This is a genomic window from Pseudarthrobacter sp. MDT1-22, assembly GCF_054511035.1.
Map to the genome: position 1 here is coordinate 71,049 of NZ_JBTNDK010000003.1, position 16,492 is coordinate 87,540.

General features: G+C 64.6%; 13 protein-coding genes. 1 reads left to right on the top strand and 12 read right to left on the bottom strand.

What is annotated here, in order from left to right:
- Positions 1–3: 3 nt before the first annotated feature.
- Positions 4–801, bottom strand: coding sequence for an MBL fold metallo-hydrolase (locus ACX80M_RS03715; RefSeq protein ID WP_252613500.1), 798 nt, complete (start codon positions 799–801; stop codon positions 4–6).
- 99 nt (positions 802–900) lie between these two features.
- Between ACX80M_RS03715 and ACX80M_RS03720 the strand changes: the two genes are divergently transcribed.
- Complete coding sequence (locus ACX80M_RS03720; RefSeq protein ID WP_252609933.1) at positions 901–1,503, top strand: hypothetical protein; 603 nt, start codon at positions 901–903, stop codon at positions 1,501–1,503.
- Between the two features lie 105 nt (positions 1,504–1,608).
- Here ACX80M_RS03720 and ACX80M_RS03725 read toward each other — a convergent pair whose 3' ends face one another.
- From ACX80M_RS03725 to ACX80M_RS03775, 11 genes are all read right to left on the bottom strand, one after another.
- The gene (locus ACX80M_RS03725; protein ID WP_252601440.1) at positions 1,609–2,721 is read right to left on the bottom strand and encodes a branched-chain amino acid aminotransferase; all 1,113 of its coding nucleotides are present in this window, start codon (positions 2,719–2,721) and stop codon (positions 1,609–1,611) included.
- 111 nt (positions 2,722–2,832) lie between these two features.
- Complete coding sequence (locus ACX80M_RS03730; RefSeq protein ID WP_459308897.1) at positions 2,833–3,885, bottom strand: 3-isopropylmalate dehydrogenase; 1,053 nt, start codon at positions 3,883–3,885, stop codon at positions 2,833–2,835.
- A gap of 43 nt (positions 3,886–3,928) precedes the next feature.
- The gene (locus ACX80M_RS03735; RefSeq protein ID WP_252609929.1) at positions 3,929–4,609 is read right to left on the bottom strand and encodes a class F sortase; all 681 of its coding nucleotides are present in this window, start codon (positions 4,607–4,609) and stop codon (positions 3,929–3,931) included.
- Positions 4,610–4,724: 115 nt separating this feature from the next.
- Positions 4,725–5,540: a hypothetical protein gene (locus ACX80M_RS03740; protein WP_459308899.1), complete on the bottom strand. Its 816-nt coding sequence runs from the start codon at positions 5,538–5,540 to the stop codon at positions 4,725–4,727.
- A gap of 269 nt (positions 5,541–5,809) precedes the next feature.
- A complete protein-coding gene (metG, locus tag ACX80M_RS03745) occupies positions 5,810–7,369 on the bottom strand; it encodes a methionine--tRNA ligase (protein WP_459308901.1) in 1,560 nt (519 codons plus the stop codon).
- 34 nt (positions 7,370–7,403) lie between these two features.
- On the bottom strand, positions 7,404–8,159 hold the full coding sequence (locus tag ACX80M_RS03750; protein ID WP_056349225.1) for an ABC transporter ATP-binding protein: 756 nt from the start codon (positions 8,157–8,159) through the stop codon (positions 7,404–7,406).
- Positions 8,156–10,951, bottom strand: coding sequence for an ABC transporter permease (locus ACX80M_RS03755; RefSeq protein WP_459308903.1), 2,796 nt, complete (start codon positions 10,949–10,951; stop codon positions 8,156–8,158). Before ACX80M_RS03755 ends, ACX80M_RS03750 begins: the two co-directional genes overlap by 4 nt.
- A gap of 204 nt (positions 10,952–11,155) precedes the next feature.
- The gene (gene serA, locus ACX80M_RS03760; protein ID WP_056349234.1) at positions 11,156–12,745 is read right to left on the bottom strand and encodes a phosphoglycerate dehydrogenase; all 1,590 of its coding nucleotides are present in this window, start codon (positions 12,743–12,745) and stop codon (positions 11,156–11,158) included.
- Positions 12,746–12,868: 123 nt separating this feature from the next.
- A complete protein-coding gene (gene ilvC, locus ACX80M_RS03765; RefSeq protein ID WP_459308906.1) occupies positions 12,869–13,894 on the bottom strand; it encodes a ketol-acid reductoisomerase in 1,026 nt (341 codons plus the stop codon).
- A 99-nt stretch (positions 13,895–13,993) separates the two neighbouring features.
- A complete protein-coding gene (gene ilvN / locus ACX80M_RS03770; RefSeq protein ID WP_028271611.1) occupies positions 13,994–14,506 on the bottom strand; it encodes an acetolactate synthase small subunit in 513 nt (170 codons plus the stop codon).
- Positions 14,507–14,508: 2 nt separating this feature from the next.
- Positions 14,509–16,416, bottom strand: a complete 1,908-nt coding sequence (locus tag ACX80M_RS03775; protein ID WP_252601457.1) for an acetolactate synthase large subunit — start codon at positions 16,414–16,416, stop codon at positions 14,509–14,511.
- Between the last annotated feature and the right edge of the window lie 76 nt (positions 16,417–16,492).

Below are 16,492 nucleotides of genomic sequence, written 5' to 3' on the forward strand. Positions count from 1 at the left end.
CTGTCACGCGTCAGCCCGCCCACGCAGGTAGTCAAGCTGCGCGGCCACCGACATTTCGGCTGCCGGCCGGACGGAAGGTTCGACGTCGGCGTACACGTCGTCTGCGACATCAACCACGGTCGCGTCCCCGCCAAGCCGGACAAGTGCAGCGCGGATCTGCGCCAGCCTCTCGTGCCGGTGCTCGCGGTAGGCACGCGTGATGGCCGCCAGGGAGGGCAGCACCGGACCGTGTGCCGGTAGGACGGTGGCCTGGCCAAGGGCTTCGAGCCGGTCCAGGGACCGCAGGTAGTCCCCCAGTTTGCCGTCCGGGTAGTCCAGCATGGTGCTGCCGCGGCCCAGAATGGTGTCGCCGGTCAGCAGAGAGCCATGCGGGCCGTCGTCGGGTAGGAAGAAGCAGACCGAATCCGAAGTGTGGCCCGGAGTGGCCACGACTCGGATGGTCACTCCCGCCGCCTGGATAGTTTCGCCGTCCTGCAGGGGCTCGCCGCCACCGTGGCAGTGCCGGGGATCGGCCGCGCGGACCGGGGCGCCCGTGAGTTCGTGGAGCCGCTGGGAACCCGCAGTGTGGTCGGCGTGCCGATGCGTCACGAGAATGAGTTCCACGGGGCCCACATCTGCGAGGCGGTGGAGGTGGCCTTCGTCCGCAGGACCCGGATCCACCACCACGGATGTACTGGCACCGGGGGCGGAGATGACGTACGAATTGGTGCCGTCCAGGCTCATGGGCCCGGGGTTGGGTGCCAGGAAGAAAGCCGTCAGCGGGCTGGCAGCGAGAGGAGTGCCGCTCGAGGTGGAGTTCACTGCACCATCTTCGCATCAGGACGGCACGGAATAACCGCACCCCGGGGTCGGGTTATGGCTGGTGTACCCACCGCCCAGAGAGAGCAGCCCGGCACACCCATGAGCACTTCACCCACCATTTCGTTGTCTGAACTGTTGTCCGGCGCCGACGCCGTGGGGCACGACCACGCGCTGACGGAGAAGAACAGCGGCCTGCAGCACATCCACAACCACGCGACCGGCGCCATTGTCTGGTTTCCCACGTGGCGGAAGTTCCGTGAGACCACCGACTGGCGCGAGGAAGTCGATGCTTTCGCCGAGGACCTCAAGTCGGGTTCACAGCTGGTGGAAAAAGTGGCGTCCCGTTCCGTAGCCGGAGAGTTGGAGTCACTCCTGAAGCGCGCAGCCGCAGCAAGTGATGCGAATATCTTTGTCCAGGACAACCTGACCAGGCACCTGACCCGGACCTGGGCTATTGCCGACGCCGTAGCCGAGGTAACAGGGAAGGACCTGCCCGCCGGCGGCACCATACCGTCCATCTTTGCTGACTACCCCTACGACGTTTACGCCCAGGACGGCGGCGCCTTCGCCACCGCACTCTGGAACGACGTCATCGATGCCCGCCGCAACCGCGCCCTGGCCGACGAAGCGGCACGCAAAGCCCTGAAGCCGGTCTCGCGCAAGGCCCTGAAGAACGCTGCCCGGAAGGCCGCCCGCCGCTGAGGGTGCCTGGAATCAGCAACGCGGGGTCACTTAACGCCCATTCCGATGGGGATATCGGGCGTTAAGTGACCCCGCGTTGTGGTGGCCGGGGCGCGAAGGTGGTGCTTAGGCCAGGCGGGTCAGCCAGCCGTGGGTATCCGGCACGGTTCCGGTCTGGATGCCGAGGAGCTGTTCGCGGATGGCCATGGTGGTCTCCCCCGCCTTCGCGTCCTCGGAGCCGATGAATTCGGTGGTGTCCTTGAGGACACCGATCGGGGTGATCACCGCTGCGGTGCCGCAGGCGAAGACCTCGGCGATCTCACTGGAGGCCACGCCGTCGCGCCATTCATCAAGGGTGATCTTGCGCTCCGTCACCTCACGGCCCATGTCCTTGGCAACCTGCATCACGGAGGAGCGGGTCACGCCTTCCAGGATGGTCCCGCTGAGCGCGGGAGTGGCCAGTGAGCCGTCCTTCATCACGAAGAAAACGTTCATGCCGCCGAGCTCTTCCACGGCGTCATCGTTGAAGTGGTCCAGGAACAGCACCTGCTTGCAGCCGTTGGCTTCGGCTTCCTGCTGGGCGATCAGGGAGGCGGCGTAGTTGCCGCCGCACTTGGCCGCACCGGTGCCGCCGCGGCCTGCGCGGGCGTATTCGCGGGAGATCCAGATGGACACGGGCTTGAGTTCGCCGCCGAAGTAGTTGCCGGCGGGCGATGCGATCACTCGGAAGGACACCTCCCGCGCTGCCCGGACACCCAGGAACGCCTCGGTGGCGATCATGAACGGGCGCAGGTACAGGGCCTCGCCGTCACCGCCGGGAACCCATTCCTTGTCCGCCTGCACCAGTTCCCGGATGGCGCCGAGGAAGTATTCCTCGGGCAGTTCCGGAAGGGCCAGGCGTCGGGCCGACTTGTTCAGGCGGGCCGCGTTGGCCTCCGGACGGAAGGTCCAGATTGAGCCGTCAGCGTGGCGGTATGCCTTCAGGCCTTCGAAGATCTCCTGGCCGTAGTGCAGCACCGCGGCAGACGGGTCCAGGGAGATGGGTCCGTAGGCCTCAACGCGGGCGTTGTGCCAGCCACCCTCGCCTTGCTCGTCCACGCTGTAGTCGACGACGGCGGTGTGGTCGGTGAAGTAATTGCCAAATCCCGGGTTGGCCAGGATGGCTGCACGCTCTTCAGCTGACTTCGGGGTTGCCGAGAGCTGCTGGTTAAATTCGACGCCATGGGCGGTCTGAGTCATGGTTCCTCCACGATCGGCTGCCTTCTGAATGTGGTTCAACACTGAACCGCAGGGCAGCATTTGGTGATTCGAAACAAGCTTACGCCCGTTGGCAGGACCTTCCGGCCGGGCCTAGAGCGCTGCGGCGATGGCGTCCCCGACGGCGCTGGTACTGCGGGCGCCGCCGTCGCGGGTTTCGACGTCGGCGATCACCGCAGCTTCGATCCTACGGGCAGCGGCGGTGTAGCCGAGGTGGTCCAGCAGGAGCACCGCCGACAGGATGGCCGCGGTGGGATCTGCCTTCTGCTGTCCGGCGATATCCGGGGCCGAGCCGTGGACCGGTTCAAACATGGACGGGGCGGTGCGGTCCATGTTGATGTTGCCGGACGACGCCAGCCCGATGCCGCCGGTGATGGCTGCTGCGAGGTCGGTCAGGATGTCGCCGAAGAGGTTGTCCGTGACAATGACATCGAAGCGGGAGGGGTCGGTGACCATAAAAATGGTGGCCGCATCGACATGCAGGTAATCGTGGGTGACCTCCGGGAATTCCTGGGCCACCGCCTCGACGGTGCGTTTCCACAGGTGGCCTGCGTAGACCAGGACGTTGTGCTTGTGCACCAGGGTCACATGCTTGCGTTCCCGGGCGCTGGCGCGGCGGAAGGCATCGCGGACAACGCGCTCCACGCCATATGCCGTGTTCAGTGAGACCTCGGTGGCCACCTCGTGGGGTGTGCCGGTGCGAAGCGAGCCGCCGTGGCCCACATATGGACCCTCGGTTCCCTCACGGACGACGATAAAATCGATGGTGCCGGGATTGGCCAGCGGGCTCCCGACTGTTCCGTACAGCCGCGACGGCCGCAGATTGACGTAGTGGTCCAGGCTGAAGCGGAGCTTGAGCAGCATCTCCCGCTCGATGATGCCGGACGGAATCCGGGTGTCGCCGGGGGCGGCACCGACAGCACCGAAGAGGATCGCGTCCCGTGTACGCAGGTCGGCAAGGACATCATCCGGAAGGGTCTCGCCGGTGGCCAGCCAGTGCTCGGCACCGAGCTGGTAGTGGGTCTGCTCGAGGACAACGCCTTCAGCGGCGACAGCCTTTTCGAGGACTTTCAGTGCCTCGGCAATGACCTCTGGGCCAATGCCGTCACCGGGAATGACAGCGAGATTGATCGTGGATGCACTCATGCTCCAAGAATATTTAGATCATCCGCATGCCGGACAATCAGTCTCATTTACTGAGACGGAGGAGTGGGTCCTCCGGTGAGGCCACCACCACCACGTTGGTGCCCCAGGCATCACCCGTATAGCAGGAAATCAGGACCAGCCTGTGGGGTGCCACCTGCCAGATGGGGCTGTCTTTGAGGCCGGACTTGACGTAGTTAGTCACCGAGTCCACCAGGTAGGCCACTTCGCCCGTGGCTGTGGCCACGGTCAGCCTGTCACCAGCCGCCGCGTGTGTACTCAGCCGGTTGAACGGCGCATCCCGGTCCGTCCAGCTGTGCCCGGCGATGTACGTGGTATTGACCGAGCCCACTCCGGGCACGCCGTAGGGCAACAGCCAGTAGCCGTCCATGGTGGGGGGCGGCACGATGGTCTGGGTGGCTTGGTCCTCGCCCGTGGGTTCGAGCGGATGGACCACCACATCGATGTCTGCGGCCGGGTACACCAGCCGCTGCGGCGGCGACGCTGCCGGACCCGCCGGGACCGGGGCGCCGGTGTCCGTGGAGGGCGTGGGGGTGGACGGCGCTGGGGCCTGGGTGGTCGGCTGCACAGCAACCCCGGTCACGGTCGGCGACGGTCCCGGCCCGGCCAGGAATGGCAGAAACGCGAACGCCAGGTAGGCCAGCACACCGCACAGCACCACAAAGACGATGCTTTTGGTGGTGAAGAGCCTTCGATCGCTGTCCATGGTTACCCCGTTTGTGAGTCGGATTTGCCTGGTTTGCCGGCAGGCGCCGTGCCCTTGCGGCCACGGCGCCTGCCGGTGATTCAAACAGCGCCCCTGCGGGCGCCAGTAGCCGGCGTCATTCCTTCCGGGGCCGGGATACGGTACCGCTGGCTGCCAGGGTCCTGCGGGCAGCCACTCCCGCTGCAGCGAGCAACATTACGACGATGCCAGCGGCCCAGGGGGCGACGGAAACGTCAGTCGAACCTGCCATTGCAGTCTGGACATTGAAGCCAGGGTTGTTAGCGGCTACGGCACCTTGACCCGCCGGCGCACCCACAACAGCACCTCTGGGAGTTTCGCCCGGCGTCACCGGAGTAACAGCAGGCGGGACCACCGGAGGAACAACAGGCGGCACTACTGGCGGCACCGTTGTGGGAACGCAACCGTTGTTAAGGGTTGCCTGCCCCTTAGCCGTCCAGTTCTGGCCTGCAGGCAGCACGTTGCCGTTGTTCGGCGGGATGATGTCTTCAGTGTGCTGGTGGTTGGCGTTGGCGTGGCCGTTGAGCCCCTGCAGGGCGATCGTAATCGGCACGTACGGGTTCTTGTCCGAGCCGGTGGCGTGGCAGATGCTGATCTTGTGATCGCCACGGCCGTTACCCTCGCCTGGTGCGGCGCAGCCTGCATTCCAGATGCTGGCCTTGTCAAGGTTCTGGCCTCCGGGACGAACTTTCCCGTCGTTGGCCGGAATGATGTCCTCATCGTGCTGGTGGCCCACGTGGGCGTTGAGCGCGTTGAGGCTGATGGTCACCGGCACGTAGGGATTGCTTTCCGAGCCGGTGGCGTGGCAAATGGTGATCTTTTTCTCGTCCTCAGAAGGCGACGCGGTGGCCGGCGCAGTGGCACCCAATAGCGCAAGACCCGCGACACCAAAAGCGGCAAGGATCCGTTTCATTTCCGTCTCCATCCATTGTCTGGTCCAAACTGATCAGACAGGTGGAAGAACGGCGCCATCCCCGACACGGAGGGCTAAAGGCAAACGGACAGCATCGGGGCGACGGTTCTCCCAGATGCGAATCATCAGTTTGCTAACCAGATAAGGCTAGACAGACGGACACCAGGATGTCTCCAGTACTCAGTACGCGCCTTACAAGGCGGGCCCTACTGACCGGCCCCGGAACCGTACTCAGTCCGCGTACCAGCAAGTAGCCAGCAGCGACATACCTAGGCTTCGGCCGGTTCCTCATACTTGGGGAAGACGGGCGCCGGAGCCGGCAGCGGAGTTCCGGCGACAATAGGTGTGGTGAGCGCGGAATACTGGCGGGATCCGCCGTCGGGCTGTCCCAAGGTGTCCAACAGCGCGGCCGTGGCGGTGGGCATCACTGGCTGGGCCAGGATAGCCACGATGCGCAGCACTTCCAGCGTCACGTACAGCACGGTGTTCATGCGTTCGACGTCGGTCTTCCGCAGTACCCAGGGAGCCTGCTCGGCAAAGTAGGCGTTGGTGTCACCCAGGACGCCCCAGATGGCCTCGAGTGCGCGGCTGAATTCCTGCTTTTCGAAGGCGGTCCGGGCAGTCTCCAGGAGTCCGTTGGCCTGTGCCAGGATCGCGGTGTCTTCAGCCGTGAAGGCACCCGGAACCGGGACCCGGCCCTCGCAGTTCTTGGCCACCATGGACAGCGAACGCTGCGCCAGGTTGCCGAAGTTGTTGGCCAGGTCCGAGTTCATGCGGCCCACGATGGCCTCATGGTTGTAGCTGCCGTCGGCGCCGAACGGGACCTCTCGGAGGAAGAAGAACCGTACCTGGTCCAGCCCGTACTGCGCCACGAAGTCTGCCGGTGCCACCACGTTGCCGAGCGACTTGGACATCTTCACACCGTTGTTGTGCAGGAAGCCGTGGATCATGACGCGCTTGGGCAGCTCAATGCCGGCGCTCATCAGGAACGCCGGCCAGTAGATGGCGTGGAACCGTGAGATGTCCTTGCCGATCACATGCACATCGGCGGGCCAGAACTTCTTGAAGGACTCCGAGTCGACGTCCGGGTAGCCGACGCCGGTCAGGTAGTTGGTGAGCGCGTCCACCCAGACGTACATCACGTGCTTGTCGTTGCCGGGGACGGGGACACCCCAGTCGAACGTGGTGCGGCTGATCGACAGGTCTTCGAGGCCGCGCTTGACGAAGCTGATGACCTCGTTGAAGCGGGACTGCGGTGCCCCGAACTCCGGCTGGGCCTCATACAGCGCCAGCAGGCGGTCCTGGTAGGAGGACAGCCGGAAGAAGTAGCTCTCCTCAGCCGTCCACGTCACCTCGGTGTCCGTCTCCTTCGAGTACCGCACGCCGTCGTCCTTGACCAGGGTGTCGTCCTCCACGTAGAAGGCCTCGTCCCGGACGGAATACCAGCCCTCGTACTTGGACAGGTAGATATCGCCGTTGGCTTCCATCTTCTTCCAGATGGCCTGCGACGCGGCGTAGTGGTCAGCGTCCGTGGTCCGGATGAAGCGGTCGTAGGTAATCCCCAGCGCGGCGTGGGCAGACTTGTAGACTTCCGCGTTGCGGTCCACCAGCTCCTTGGGCGTGACGCCTTCCTTCTCGGCCGCCTGCGCAATCTTCATGCCGTGCTCATCCGTGCCCGTCAGGAACATCACGTCAAAGCCGTCAAGCCGTTTGAAGCGCGCCATGGCGTCGGTGGCGATGTACTCGTAGGCATGTCCGATGTGCGGAACACCGTTCGGGTAGGTGATGGCCGTGGTGATGTAGAACGGGGTTTTGGCTGTTGCGCTCACGTGCGGACGTTACCTTTGGTGCGGAGGGGCAGGGCTAGATCAGTTCAGTCAGCGTATCGCTCAGGCGGACCAGTTCGTGGTCGTGTGAAGCGACCAGTACTGCGATGCCGTCCGAGGTGGTGTCCTTGAGGATGCTGATGATGCGGTTGGCTGAGGCTCGGTCCAGGCTGGCCGTGGGCTCATCAACCACCAGCACGCGCGTACCCAGGATCAGGGCGCGGGCGATCGCCACACGCTGGCGTTCACCACCGGACAGCTGGGCCGGACGGTGCCGCATCCGGCGGCCCAGGCCCACCAGGTCCAGGAGGTCCTTGGCCATGTCGCGGCGCTGGTCCACCTCGCCGTCGGGCACGGCCGGCAGGAGGACGTTCTCGAGGGCGCTCATGCCGTCGATCAGGGCGCCGCCCTGGTCAACGTAACCGATCAGGGCCCGACGTCGGTCGGCGATTTCGTCGTCGCCCATGCTTTCGAGGGAATCACCTTCCCAGAAGACACGGCCCGACGTCGGCAGGGTCAGTCCCGCACCCACTGTCAGGATGCTGGTCTTGCCGGATCCGCTTCGGCCGGCCACGCAGTGCATCTCGCCGGCGTGCAGCGTGAGGTCGAAGTTCTCCACAACACTGACGGCTTCGGCACCGCTTTTACCGCCGCCATAGCGGATGGTGATGTCGCTCAGTTCCAGCGGGGTCCCGTGGTCCGCGGCCTTGACGATGGTGTTGGCACGGGTCTGCAGGGGCGACTCAGCCGAGCCGGACCTCCGGCTCCGGTAAACGTTCGTCTCGTTTGTCATTGGACCACTTTCGTTGCAATCGGTATCCAGCAAAGTACAGCCACGAGGCCGGCGACGCCGGCCCATAGCGCGGCATACGGGGCAAGGAGGAGCCCGATGCCCAGCGCGCCCAGGACGCCCAGCGGCAGGGCCACCGTGCCCACCAGCGCGTTTTCGAAAAGACGGACCTGGCGGAGCATGTCCGGGTTCCAGCCCATGGCCTCAAGGATGCCCAGGTACTGGCGTTTGGCGTTCAGCTCAAACCGGCCGGTGACCAGGGTCAGGACCAGCCCCACTGCGACGCCGGCGAGGGCAAGGAGCATGCTGGGCATCGCCACGCTTGCTGCGGCCAGGCCGCTGAGGGCGCTCGCTCCGGCAGCACGGGGGATGTCGATGAGCAAGGCAACCAGCCCGCCCACCGCGGCTCCGAAGACGCCGACTGCGACGGCCAGGGACAGGGTGTTGAACTTGTTCGTGCTGAGCTGCCGGTTGGCAAAGGTCAGCGGGGAGTCCACCGGGATCAGCCGCTCGTCGTGCTGCGGTTCCTGGTCCACCTCATCACGGTGGCGCAGCTGTTGGGCGGCGAAGAAGGCCGCTGCCGCATACAGGACCAGGACGGAGGCTGAGACGATGGCTGTGGTCACGCTCCAGCTCACCAGGCTCAAGACGATCCCGGCTACCGCGAGCAGCGCAGCGCCGACACCGAATTCCTCAAGCACCCAGTTCCTGATGCGCACTTGGGTCCAGCCCATGGCGCGGAGGGTCCCGGCTTCACGTTTGCGTTTGCGGATGTAGCTGACGGTGGAGGCGCCGGTCAACAGCGCGGCTCCGCACAGGGTCAGGAAAAGCAGTGTCACGTTGGTCCCGGTGAGGGAGCCGGAGACTGCGTCCGCTGCATTCTGCCGGACCCAGGACTGCTGGACAGTGCCCAGCGCTGACTCCTTGCCGGCGTCGTCCTTGGAGTATCCGGGGACAAAAATGCTGGCGTCCTCTCGGGCGGAACCGGCCACAACAGTAGCCTCAAGACCCATTTCGCGGATCTCGCTGGCGAGCTTTTCGACGTCGGGCTGGGCTTCCTTCCAGCTGCCAGGAGCCTTGGCCCGGACACGTACGGCATCGATCACGGCGGCGTTGTCCTTGTAGCCGCGCGCTGCGGCCAGGCCGTAGAAGTCGGTGATGGCACCGGCCGACTGGCTCGCCAGTCCGGTGGCACTGAGTGAAGGCTTGAGTTCGGTACCGGTGACCGTCTTGCCTTCCGCGTCCTTGGTGAGGGTAAACGGAGTGGGGTCGTAGCCACCCAGCGGAAGGCGGTTGACGTCGCCGGCAGCTTTCTCGACAGCCGCGGGGTCGAAGGTCCCATAGACCATGGCCAGCGGAGCCGCGAGCTTTTCCCCTGTTGCCAGGTCTTCCCGGTAGGAACGTTCATCCACGGGCTCACGCTGGGTCTGGTCCACCGGGGCGCCGTTGGCACCCTTCTCCGGCAGGCGGTTTACAGTGACCCAGTCGCTGGGAACGGCGTTCTTCTGGACCGCACCATTGGCCGCGGCGTCGCCGTCCGTGTACTTCGGCGCGGCAGCGAAGTCGGTGCTCCACTTGGCCGGGGTGTAGAGGCCCTGGTTGAAGTTGCCGGCGCTGCCGAGGAGACCGGAGTGGTCGGTGGAGCCGGGCCAGGACAGCGCGAACGGGTCCTTGGACACAAACGGCAGGTAGTCCTTGCCGAGGGAACGCGTGGCGGTGCCGACTTCCTTGACAACCTTGCCCGCGGCGTCGATCTCCTCGATCTTTACGTTGTACTTAAGGTCCAGTGACGTGCCGGAACGGACAACCAGGGGAATGGCCTGCGAGTCCGCGGTCAGCTGTCCGCTGCGCTTCGCCTGCTGGTACTGCGTCATCAGCGGTGCCCAGTACTTGAGCTTGACACCGAGGAAGTCAGGGCCCTCGTTGAGCTCTTCCAGGCTGATGCCGTTGGTGAAGAGGCTTTCGAAGTGCCGGCCGATTGCTCCGGCGTTCCGCGCGTCAGCGGGCGGGGCCTTCTCCAGCGGGGCGAGGAAGTCGCCCGCCGAGCCGAGCAGTGCCCGCTCGGAGACGGGGTCGACGGCGACCACGGACTCGGTCACTTCGGGAGACAGGGGCAGTGACACCGAAAGGTTGAACAGGTTATGTTCGGAGCCGCCGGCTGGAGCGGGGAATTTGATGCCTGTCTCGCCTGCGGGTGGTGCGATCCGGATGCTGGTGCCCCCGGCAGCCTTCTCCTCGACGAGTTTGGCCTTGCCCAGGCTGCCCTCGGCGGTGGACTTGAACAGGGTCTGCTCGGAGACACCGTCGGAGCTGACGGCGCTGGCGGTCAGGCGGTAGTTCTTGGGGGTATCGCCGAGCACGGACTCAGCAGCGGGCCATTTGCTGGGATCTGTGGCGCCGGCGGCCTGGTCCGTGGTCGCTGTGCCTGCCAGCCCGGAGTTGTAGCCAAGGTAATCCATGGCGTCGAGCCGTGGCGCTTCCAGGTTCTGCGTCACGCGGGACACCAGGCTGATGGGTGCCGCCACGGACGTTCCGGAAAGCTTCCGGATGTTCTCGAGCTGGTCAAAGCCGATGCCGCCGCCACCGTTGGCGATCTCCGGCTGCATCAGCGCCCCGGAGCCTGCCTTGGCCTGGACCAGGACGTCGTAGAGACCCCGCGAGTTCTCATCCACCGTTCGATTGAGTGCGGCCTGCGACTGGCCTTGGACGAGGACCGACAAGCACATGGCTGCGATCAAGATGGCCGCGGTCAGCAGCAGCACTTTGCTTCTGATGAACCTCTGGACGGCGTTCATTGGGCTCCCTGAAACCTGGATTGCGTGCGCACACCGGGATCCGCAGGCGGCGGATATATAGGATTTCCTGCCTGGTGTGCAAAAAGTATTGGCCGGTCTGCCGGCGTGGTCCTGAAACAGGACCCAGCCATTGTAAGCAGACCGGCCAATCATACGTGGCCGACGTTAAGGTTCGGTCACGCGTAGTTGATGGCGGTGCGGTTCTTAGTCCTCGAGGTCCACTTCGCGGACCATTTCGGCGCCGATGCCTGCCTTGATGGCGTCAAGCACCTGCTGCGGAACGGAACTGTCGATGGTCAGCAGTGCCAGAACCTGGCCGCCTTCCGCCTGCCGTGCCACCTGCATGCCGGCAATGTTGATGTTGTTCATGCCCAGGATGTGTCCGATGGTTCCGATCACACCAGGCCGGTCGGCGTAGGCCACCACCACGAGGTGCTCGCTGATGGGGATCTCAACGTCGTAGCCGTTGACGCCGACGAGCTTCTGGATCTGCTTCGGACCCGTGAGCGTACCTGCCACGGAGATCTGGCTGCCGTCGCTCAAAGCACCCCGGATGGTGAGGACGTTGCGGTAGTCCTCCGCTTCCGCCGTCGTGATGAGGCGGACGTTGATGCCGCGCTGTTCGGCGATGACCGGGGCGTTGACGTAGGAAACCTGCTCGGTCACCACATCGGCAAAGATGCCCTTGAGCGCGGCGAGTTCCAGGACCTTGACGTCCAGCGCCGCGATCTCGCCGGCCACCTCGACGTCGATCTGGGTCAGGGAGGCGTGGGTCAGCGCGGTGAAGATCCGGCCCAGCTTTTCGATCAGCGGGATGCCCGGACGGACATCGGAGGCGATCACGCCGCCGGCCACGTTCACGGCATCCGGTACGAGTTCGCCGGCCAGCGCCAAACGCACGGACTTGGCAACCGAGACGCCTGCCTTCTCCTGGGCTTCATCGGTGGATGCACCCAGGTGCGGGGTGACCACCACGTTGTCCAGGGCGAAGAACGGAAGGTCCGTGCTGGGTTCCTTGACGAAGACGTCCACGGCTGCGCCGGCGATCTGGCGGTCCTGCAGGGCTGCGTAGAGAGCCTCTTCGTCCACGAGGCCGCCACGGGCCACGTTGACCACGTAGGCGGTGGACTTCATCTTGGTGAACGCGTCGGCGCCGAGCATGCCGACGGTTTCCGGCGTCTTGGGCATGTGGATGGTAACGAAGTCCGACTGGCTCAGCAGTTCATCGAGGGTGACGAGCTTGACGCCGAGCTGCGCGGCGCGGGCCGAGGTGATGTACGGATCGTAGGCGAGGATTTCGGTGTCGAAGCCCTGGAGGCGGGCAGCAACGAGGGCGCCGATGCGGCCCAGGCCGATGATGCCGATCTTCTTCTCGAATAGTTCGATGCCGGTGTACTTGGAGCGCTTCCATTCACCGTTTTTCAGCGCGGAGCTGGCCTGCGGGATGTGGCGTGCGAGGCTCAGGATGTGGCCCACGGTCAGTTCCGCTGCCGAAATGATGTTCGACGTCGGGGCGTTGACCACCATCACGCCGGCCTGTGTGGCGGCCTTAATGTCAACGTTGTCCAAGCCAACACCGGCGCGGGCGATGACCTTGAGGTTCTTCGCGGCGGCAATGGCTTCGGCGTCCAGGTGGGTGGCGGAGCGGACCAGGATGGCGTCCACGTCCGCGATGGCGGCGAGCAGCTGGGACCGGTCGGAGCCGTCAGTCTGGCGGATCTCGAAGTCCGGGCCGAGGGCCTCGATGGTGGCGGGCGAAAGTTCTTCGGCGAGCAGTACTACGGGTTTTGACACGAGTGATCCTCTGCGTTGCAGTCCTTGGGATGGAACAAGTCTAGGCGGACGGAAAGGCCGGGCTCACATTGTTAAGTGAACCCGGCCTCATAATGGCACCCGAGGGGCACCCGCACAGCAGACTTAGCGGGCTGCGGAGCCCTCTACGTAATCCTCGTCCGTCTGCTGCCAGGCGAAGAGGGAGCGCAGCTCGCGGCCAACGGCCTCGATCGGGTGCTGCTCAGCCTTGGCACGCAGGGCCTTGAACTCTTCGCCGCCGTTGTCCTGGTCGTCGATGAAGCGCTTGGCGAACGCGCCGCTCTGGATGTCGGCGAGGACAGCCTGCATGTTTTCCTTCACGTCGGGGGTGATGACGCGCGGGCCGGAGACGTAGTCGCCGTACTCTGCGGTGTCGGAAACGCTCCAGCGCTGCTTGGCGATGCCGCCTTCCCACATGAGGTCAACGATGAGCTTGAGCTCGTGAAGAACCTCGAAGTAGGCGATCTGCGGCTGGTAGCCGGCTTCGGTCAGGGTTTCGAAGCCGTACTGGACCAGCTGGGACACGCCGCCGCAGAGGACGGACTGCTCGCCGAAGAGGTCGGTTTCGGTCTCTTCGGTGAAGGTGGTCTTGATGACGCCGGCGCGGGTGCCGCCGATGGCCTTGGCGTAGGACTTGGCCAGGTCCCAGGCTGCGCCGGTGGCGTCCTGCTCCACGGCGATAATGTCCGGGATGCCTCGGCCGGCTTCGAATTCGCGGCGCACGGTGTGTCCCGGAGCCTTCGGGGCGATCAGGATGACGTCAACGCCCTCCGGCGCCTCGATGTAGCCGAAGCGGATGTTGAAGCCGTGGGCGAAGGCCAGTGCCTTGCCCGGGGTCAGCTTGTCCTTGATGGAGTCGTTGTAGATCGAGCGCTGGTACTGGTCCGGCGCCAGGATCATGATGACGTCGGCCCATTCGGCGGCGTCGGCAACGGTCAGGGCCTTGAAGCCGGCTTCTTCGGCCTTGGCGATCGACTTCGAGCCTTCCTTGAGGGCGATGACAACCTCGACGCCGGAGTCGCGCAGGTTCAGCGCGTGGGCGTGGCCCTGGGAGCCATAGCCAACAATGGCGACCTTGCGACCCTGGATGATCGACAGGTCGGCGTCGTCGTCGTAGAACATTTCAGTCACTTGGGTAACTCCTCTTGAGTGATTCACTGGGTAATTAGTCTGGGGTGTTGCGGTACTGCACGGGCATTGCGCCGCAGGTGGGGCCGTGCCCCGCCTCAACTAAGCGCTGCGCAAAGCCCTGTCACTCATGGAGCGGGATCCCCGTCCAACGGCCAGGGTGCCGGACTGCACAATTTCGCGGATGCCGAAGGGCTCAAGCACTGAGAGCAGCGCCGTGAGCTTTTCGGGGTGGCCTGTTGCTTCAATGACCACGGAGTCTGTGGAGACGTCAACCACTGAAGCACGGAACAGGTCTGCAGCCTGGGTCACCTGCAGACGAGTCGCGGCATCCGCACGTACCTTGACCAGGATGTGGTCTCGCTGCACGGAAGATTCGGAGGTGAGCTCAACAATCTTGATCACGTTGACCAGCTTATTGAGCTGCTTGGTGACCTGTTCAATCAGGTCACCGTCGGCGTCGACGACGACGGTCATCCGGGACATGCCCGGAACTTCCGTCGGGCCCACGGCCAGGGAGTTGATGTTAAAGGCGCGTCGGGCGAACAGGCTCGCGACGCGGGTCAGTACACCGGGCTTGTCTTCAACCAGAACGGACAGTGTGTGGCGGGTCATGTTCAGTCCTCCTCTTCCCATTCCGGGGTCATGTTGCGGGCAACCTGGATCTGGTCGTTGCTCACGCCGGCGGGCACCATCGGCCACACCATGGAGTCGGGGCTCACGACGAAGTCGATAACCACGGGGCGGTCATTGATTTCGAGGGCCTTCTGGATGGTGGCATCAATATCCTCGTCCCGCTCGCAGCGGAAGGAGGCACAGCCGTAGGCCTCCCCCAGCTTGACGAAGTCAGGGATGCGGACGGATTCGTGGCCGGTGTTGAGGTCCGTGTTGGAGTAGCGCCCCTCGTAGAACAGGGTCTGCCACTGCCGGACCATGCCCAGCGAGGAGTTGTTGATGATGGCAACCTTGATGGGGATCTTGTTGATGGCGCAGGTGGCCAGTTCCTGGTTGGTCATCTGGAAGCAGCCGTCGCCGTCGATGGCCCAGACCACACGGTCCGGCTCCCCCACTTTGGCGCCCATGGCGGCCGGTACGGCATAGCCCATGGTGCCGGCGCCGCCTGAGTTCAGCCAGGCGTGCGGGCGCTCGTACTTGATGAACTGTGCCGCCCACATCTGGTGCTGGCCAACGCCGGCAACGTAGATGCCTTCGGGGCCAGTCAGCGCGCCGATGCGTTCGATGACGCGCTGCGGGGCGCTGAGCCCGTCCTCCGGCTCGGTCCAGCCCAGCGGGTAGGTTTCCTTAAGGTTGTTAAGGAACGCCCACCAGGTGGTGAGGTCCGGCGTGCCGGCGGATTCGAACTGGGAGCGGACAGCCTCGGTGAGCTCGGGGATGATTTCCTTGACGGATCCCACGATCGGCACGTCGGCGGTACGGTTCTTGGAGATCTCGGCGGGATCAATATCCGCGTGGATCACCTTGGCGTTCGGGGCGAAGGACTTCAGGATGCCCGTCACCCGGTCATCGAAGCGGGCGCCGAGCGTGATGAGCAGATCGGACTGCTGCAGCGCCGTGACCGCGGAAACCGTGCCATGCATGCCCGGCATGCCCACGTGCTGCGGGTGCGAATCGGGGAACACACCGCGTGCCATCAGGGTAGTGACAACGGGCGCACCCGTGAGTTCCGCCAGTTCGCGGAGTTCCGCGGCAGCGTGTGCCTTCACCACACCGCCGCCCACGTAGAGCACGGGTTTGGTGGCCGAGGCGATCAGCTTGGCAGCTTCGCGGACCTGCTTGTTATGGCCGCGCGTCACCGGGCGGTAGCCGGGGAGGTCGATCTTCGGCGGCCAGGAGAAGGTCATCTGACCCTGCTGGGCGTCTTTGGCGATGTCCACCAGGACGGGTCCCGGACGTCCGGACGAGGCCAGGTGGAAGGCCTCCGCCATAACGTGCGGGATGTCGTTGGGGTCGGTCACCAGGAACGAATGCTTGGTGATCGGCATGGTGATGCCAACAATGTCGGCTTCCTGGAAAGCATCGGTGCCGATCACACCGCTGGAGACCTGGCCGGTGATGGCCACCAGCGGCACGGAATCCATGTGGGCATCCATGATGGGGGTAACGAGGTTGGTGGCACCGGGGCCCGAGGTGACGATACAGACGCCCACCCGGCCGGTAACCATGGCATAGCCTTGCGCGGCGTGGCCGGCTCCCTGTTCGTGACGGACCAGTACGTGATTCATGCTGGAGGCCATCAAGGGGTCATAGGTAGGCAGGATAGCGCCACCAGGCAAACCAAAAATATCGTCGACGCCGAGTTCTTCGAGCGATCGGACAATAGCTTGCGAGCCGGTCATCACCGTTGGGGGTACAACGTTGTTCGGCCCAAGGACAGGAGAGACAGCGGCAAGATCAGCGACGACGGCGGCCTGGTCAGCCGTTCGGTCGGCGCGTTCCGGAGCCTTGGGGGCTCCAGCGGACTTAGTAGCCATCAGCGAGGGGCTGATCGGCGATCCTTTGCTCATCGGACTCTTCCTTGTGGATCATCTGTGTACTTGGAAATGCGGAAATAAAAAAACCCCTCAGCCTGGCGGCTTTTCG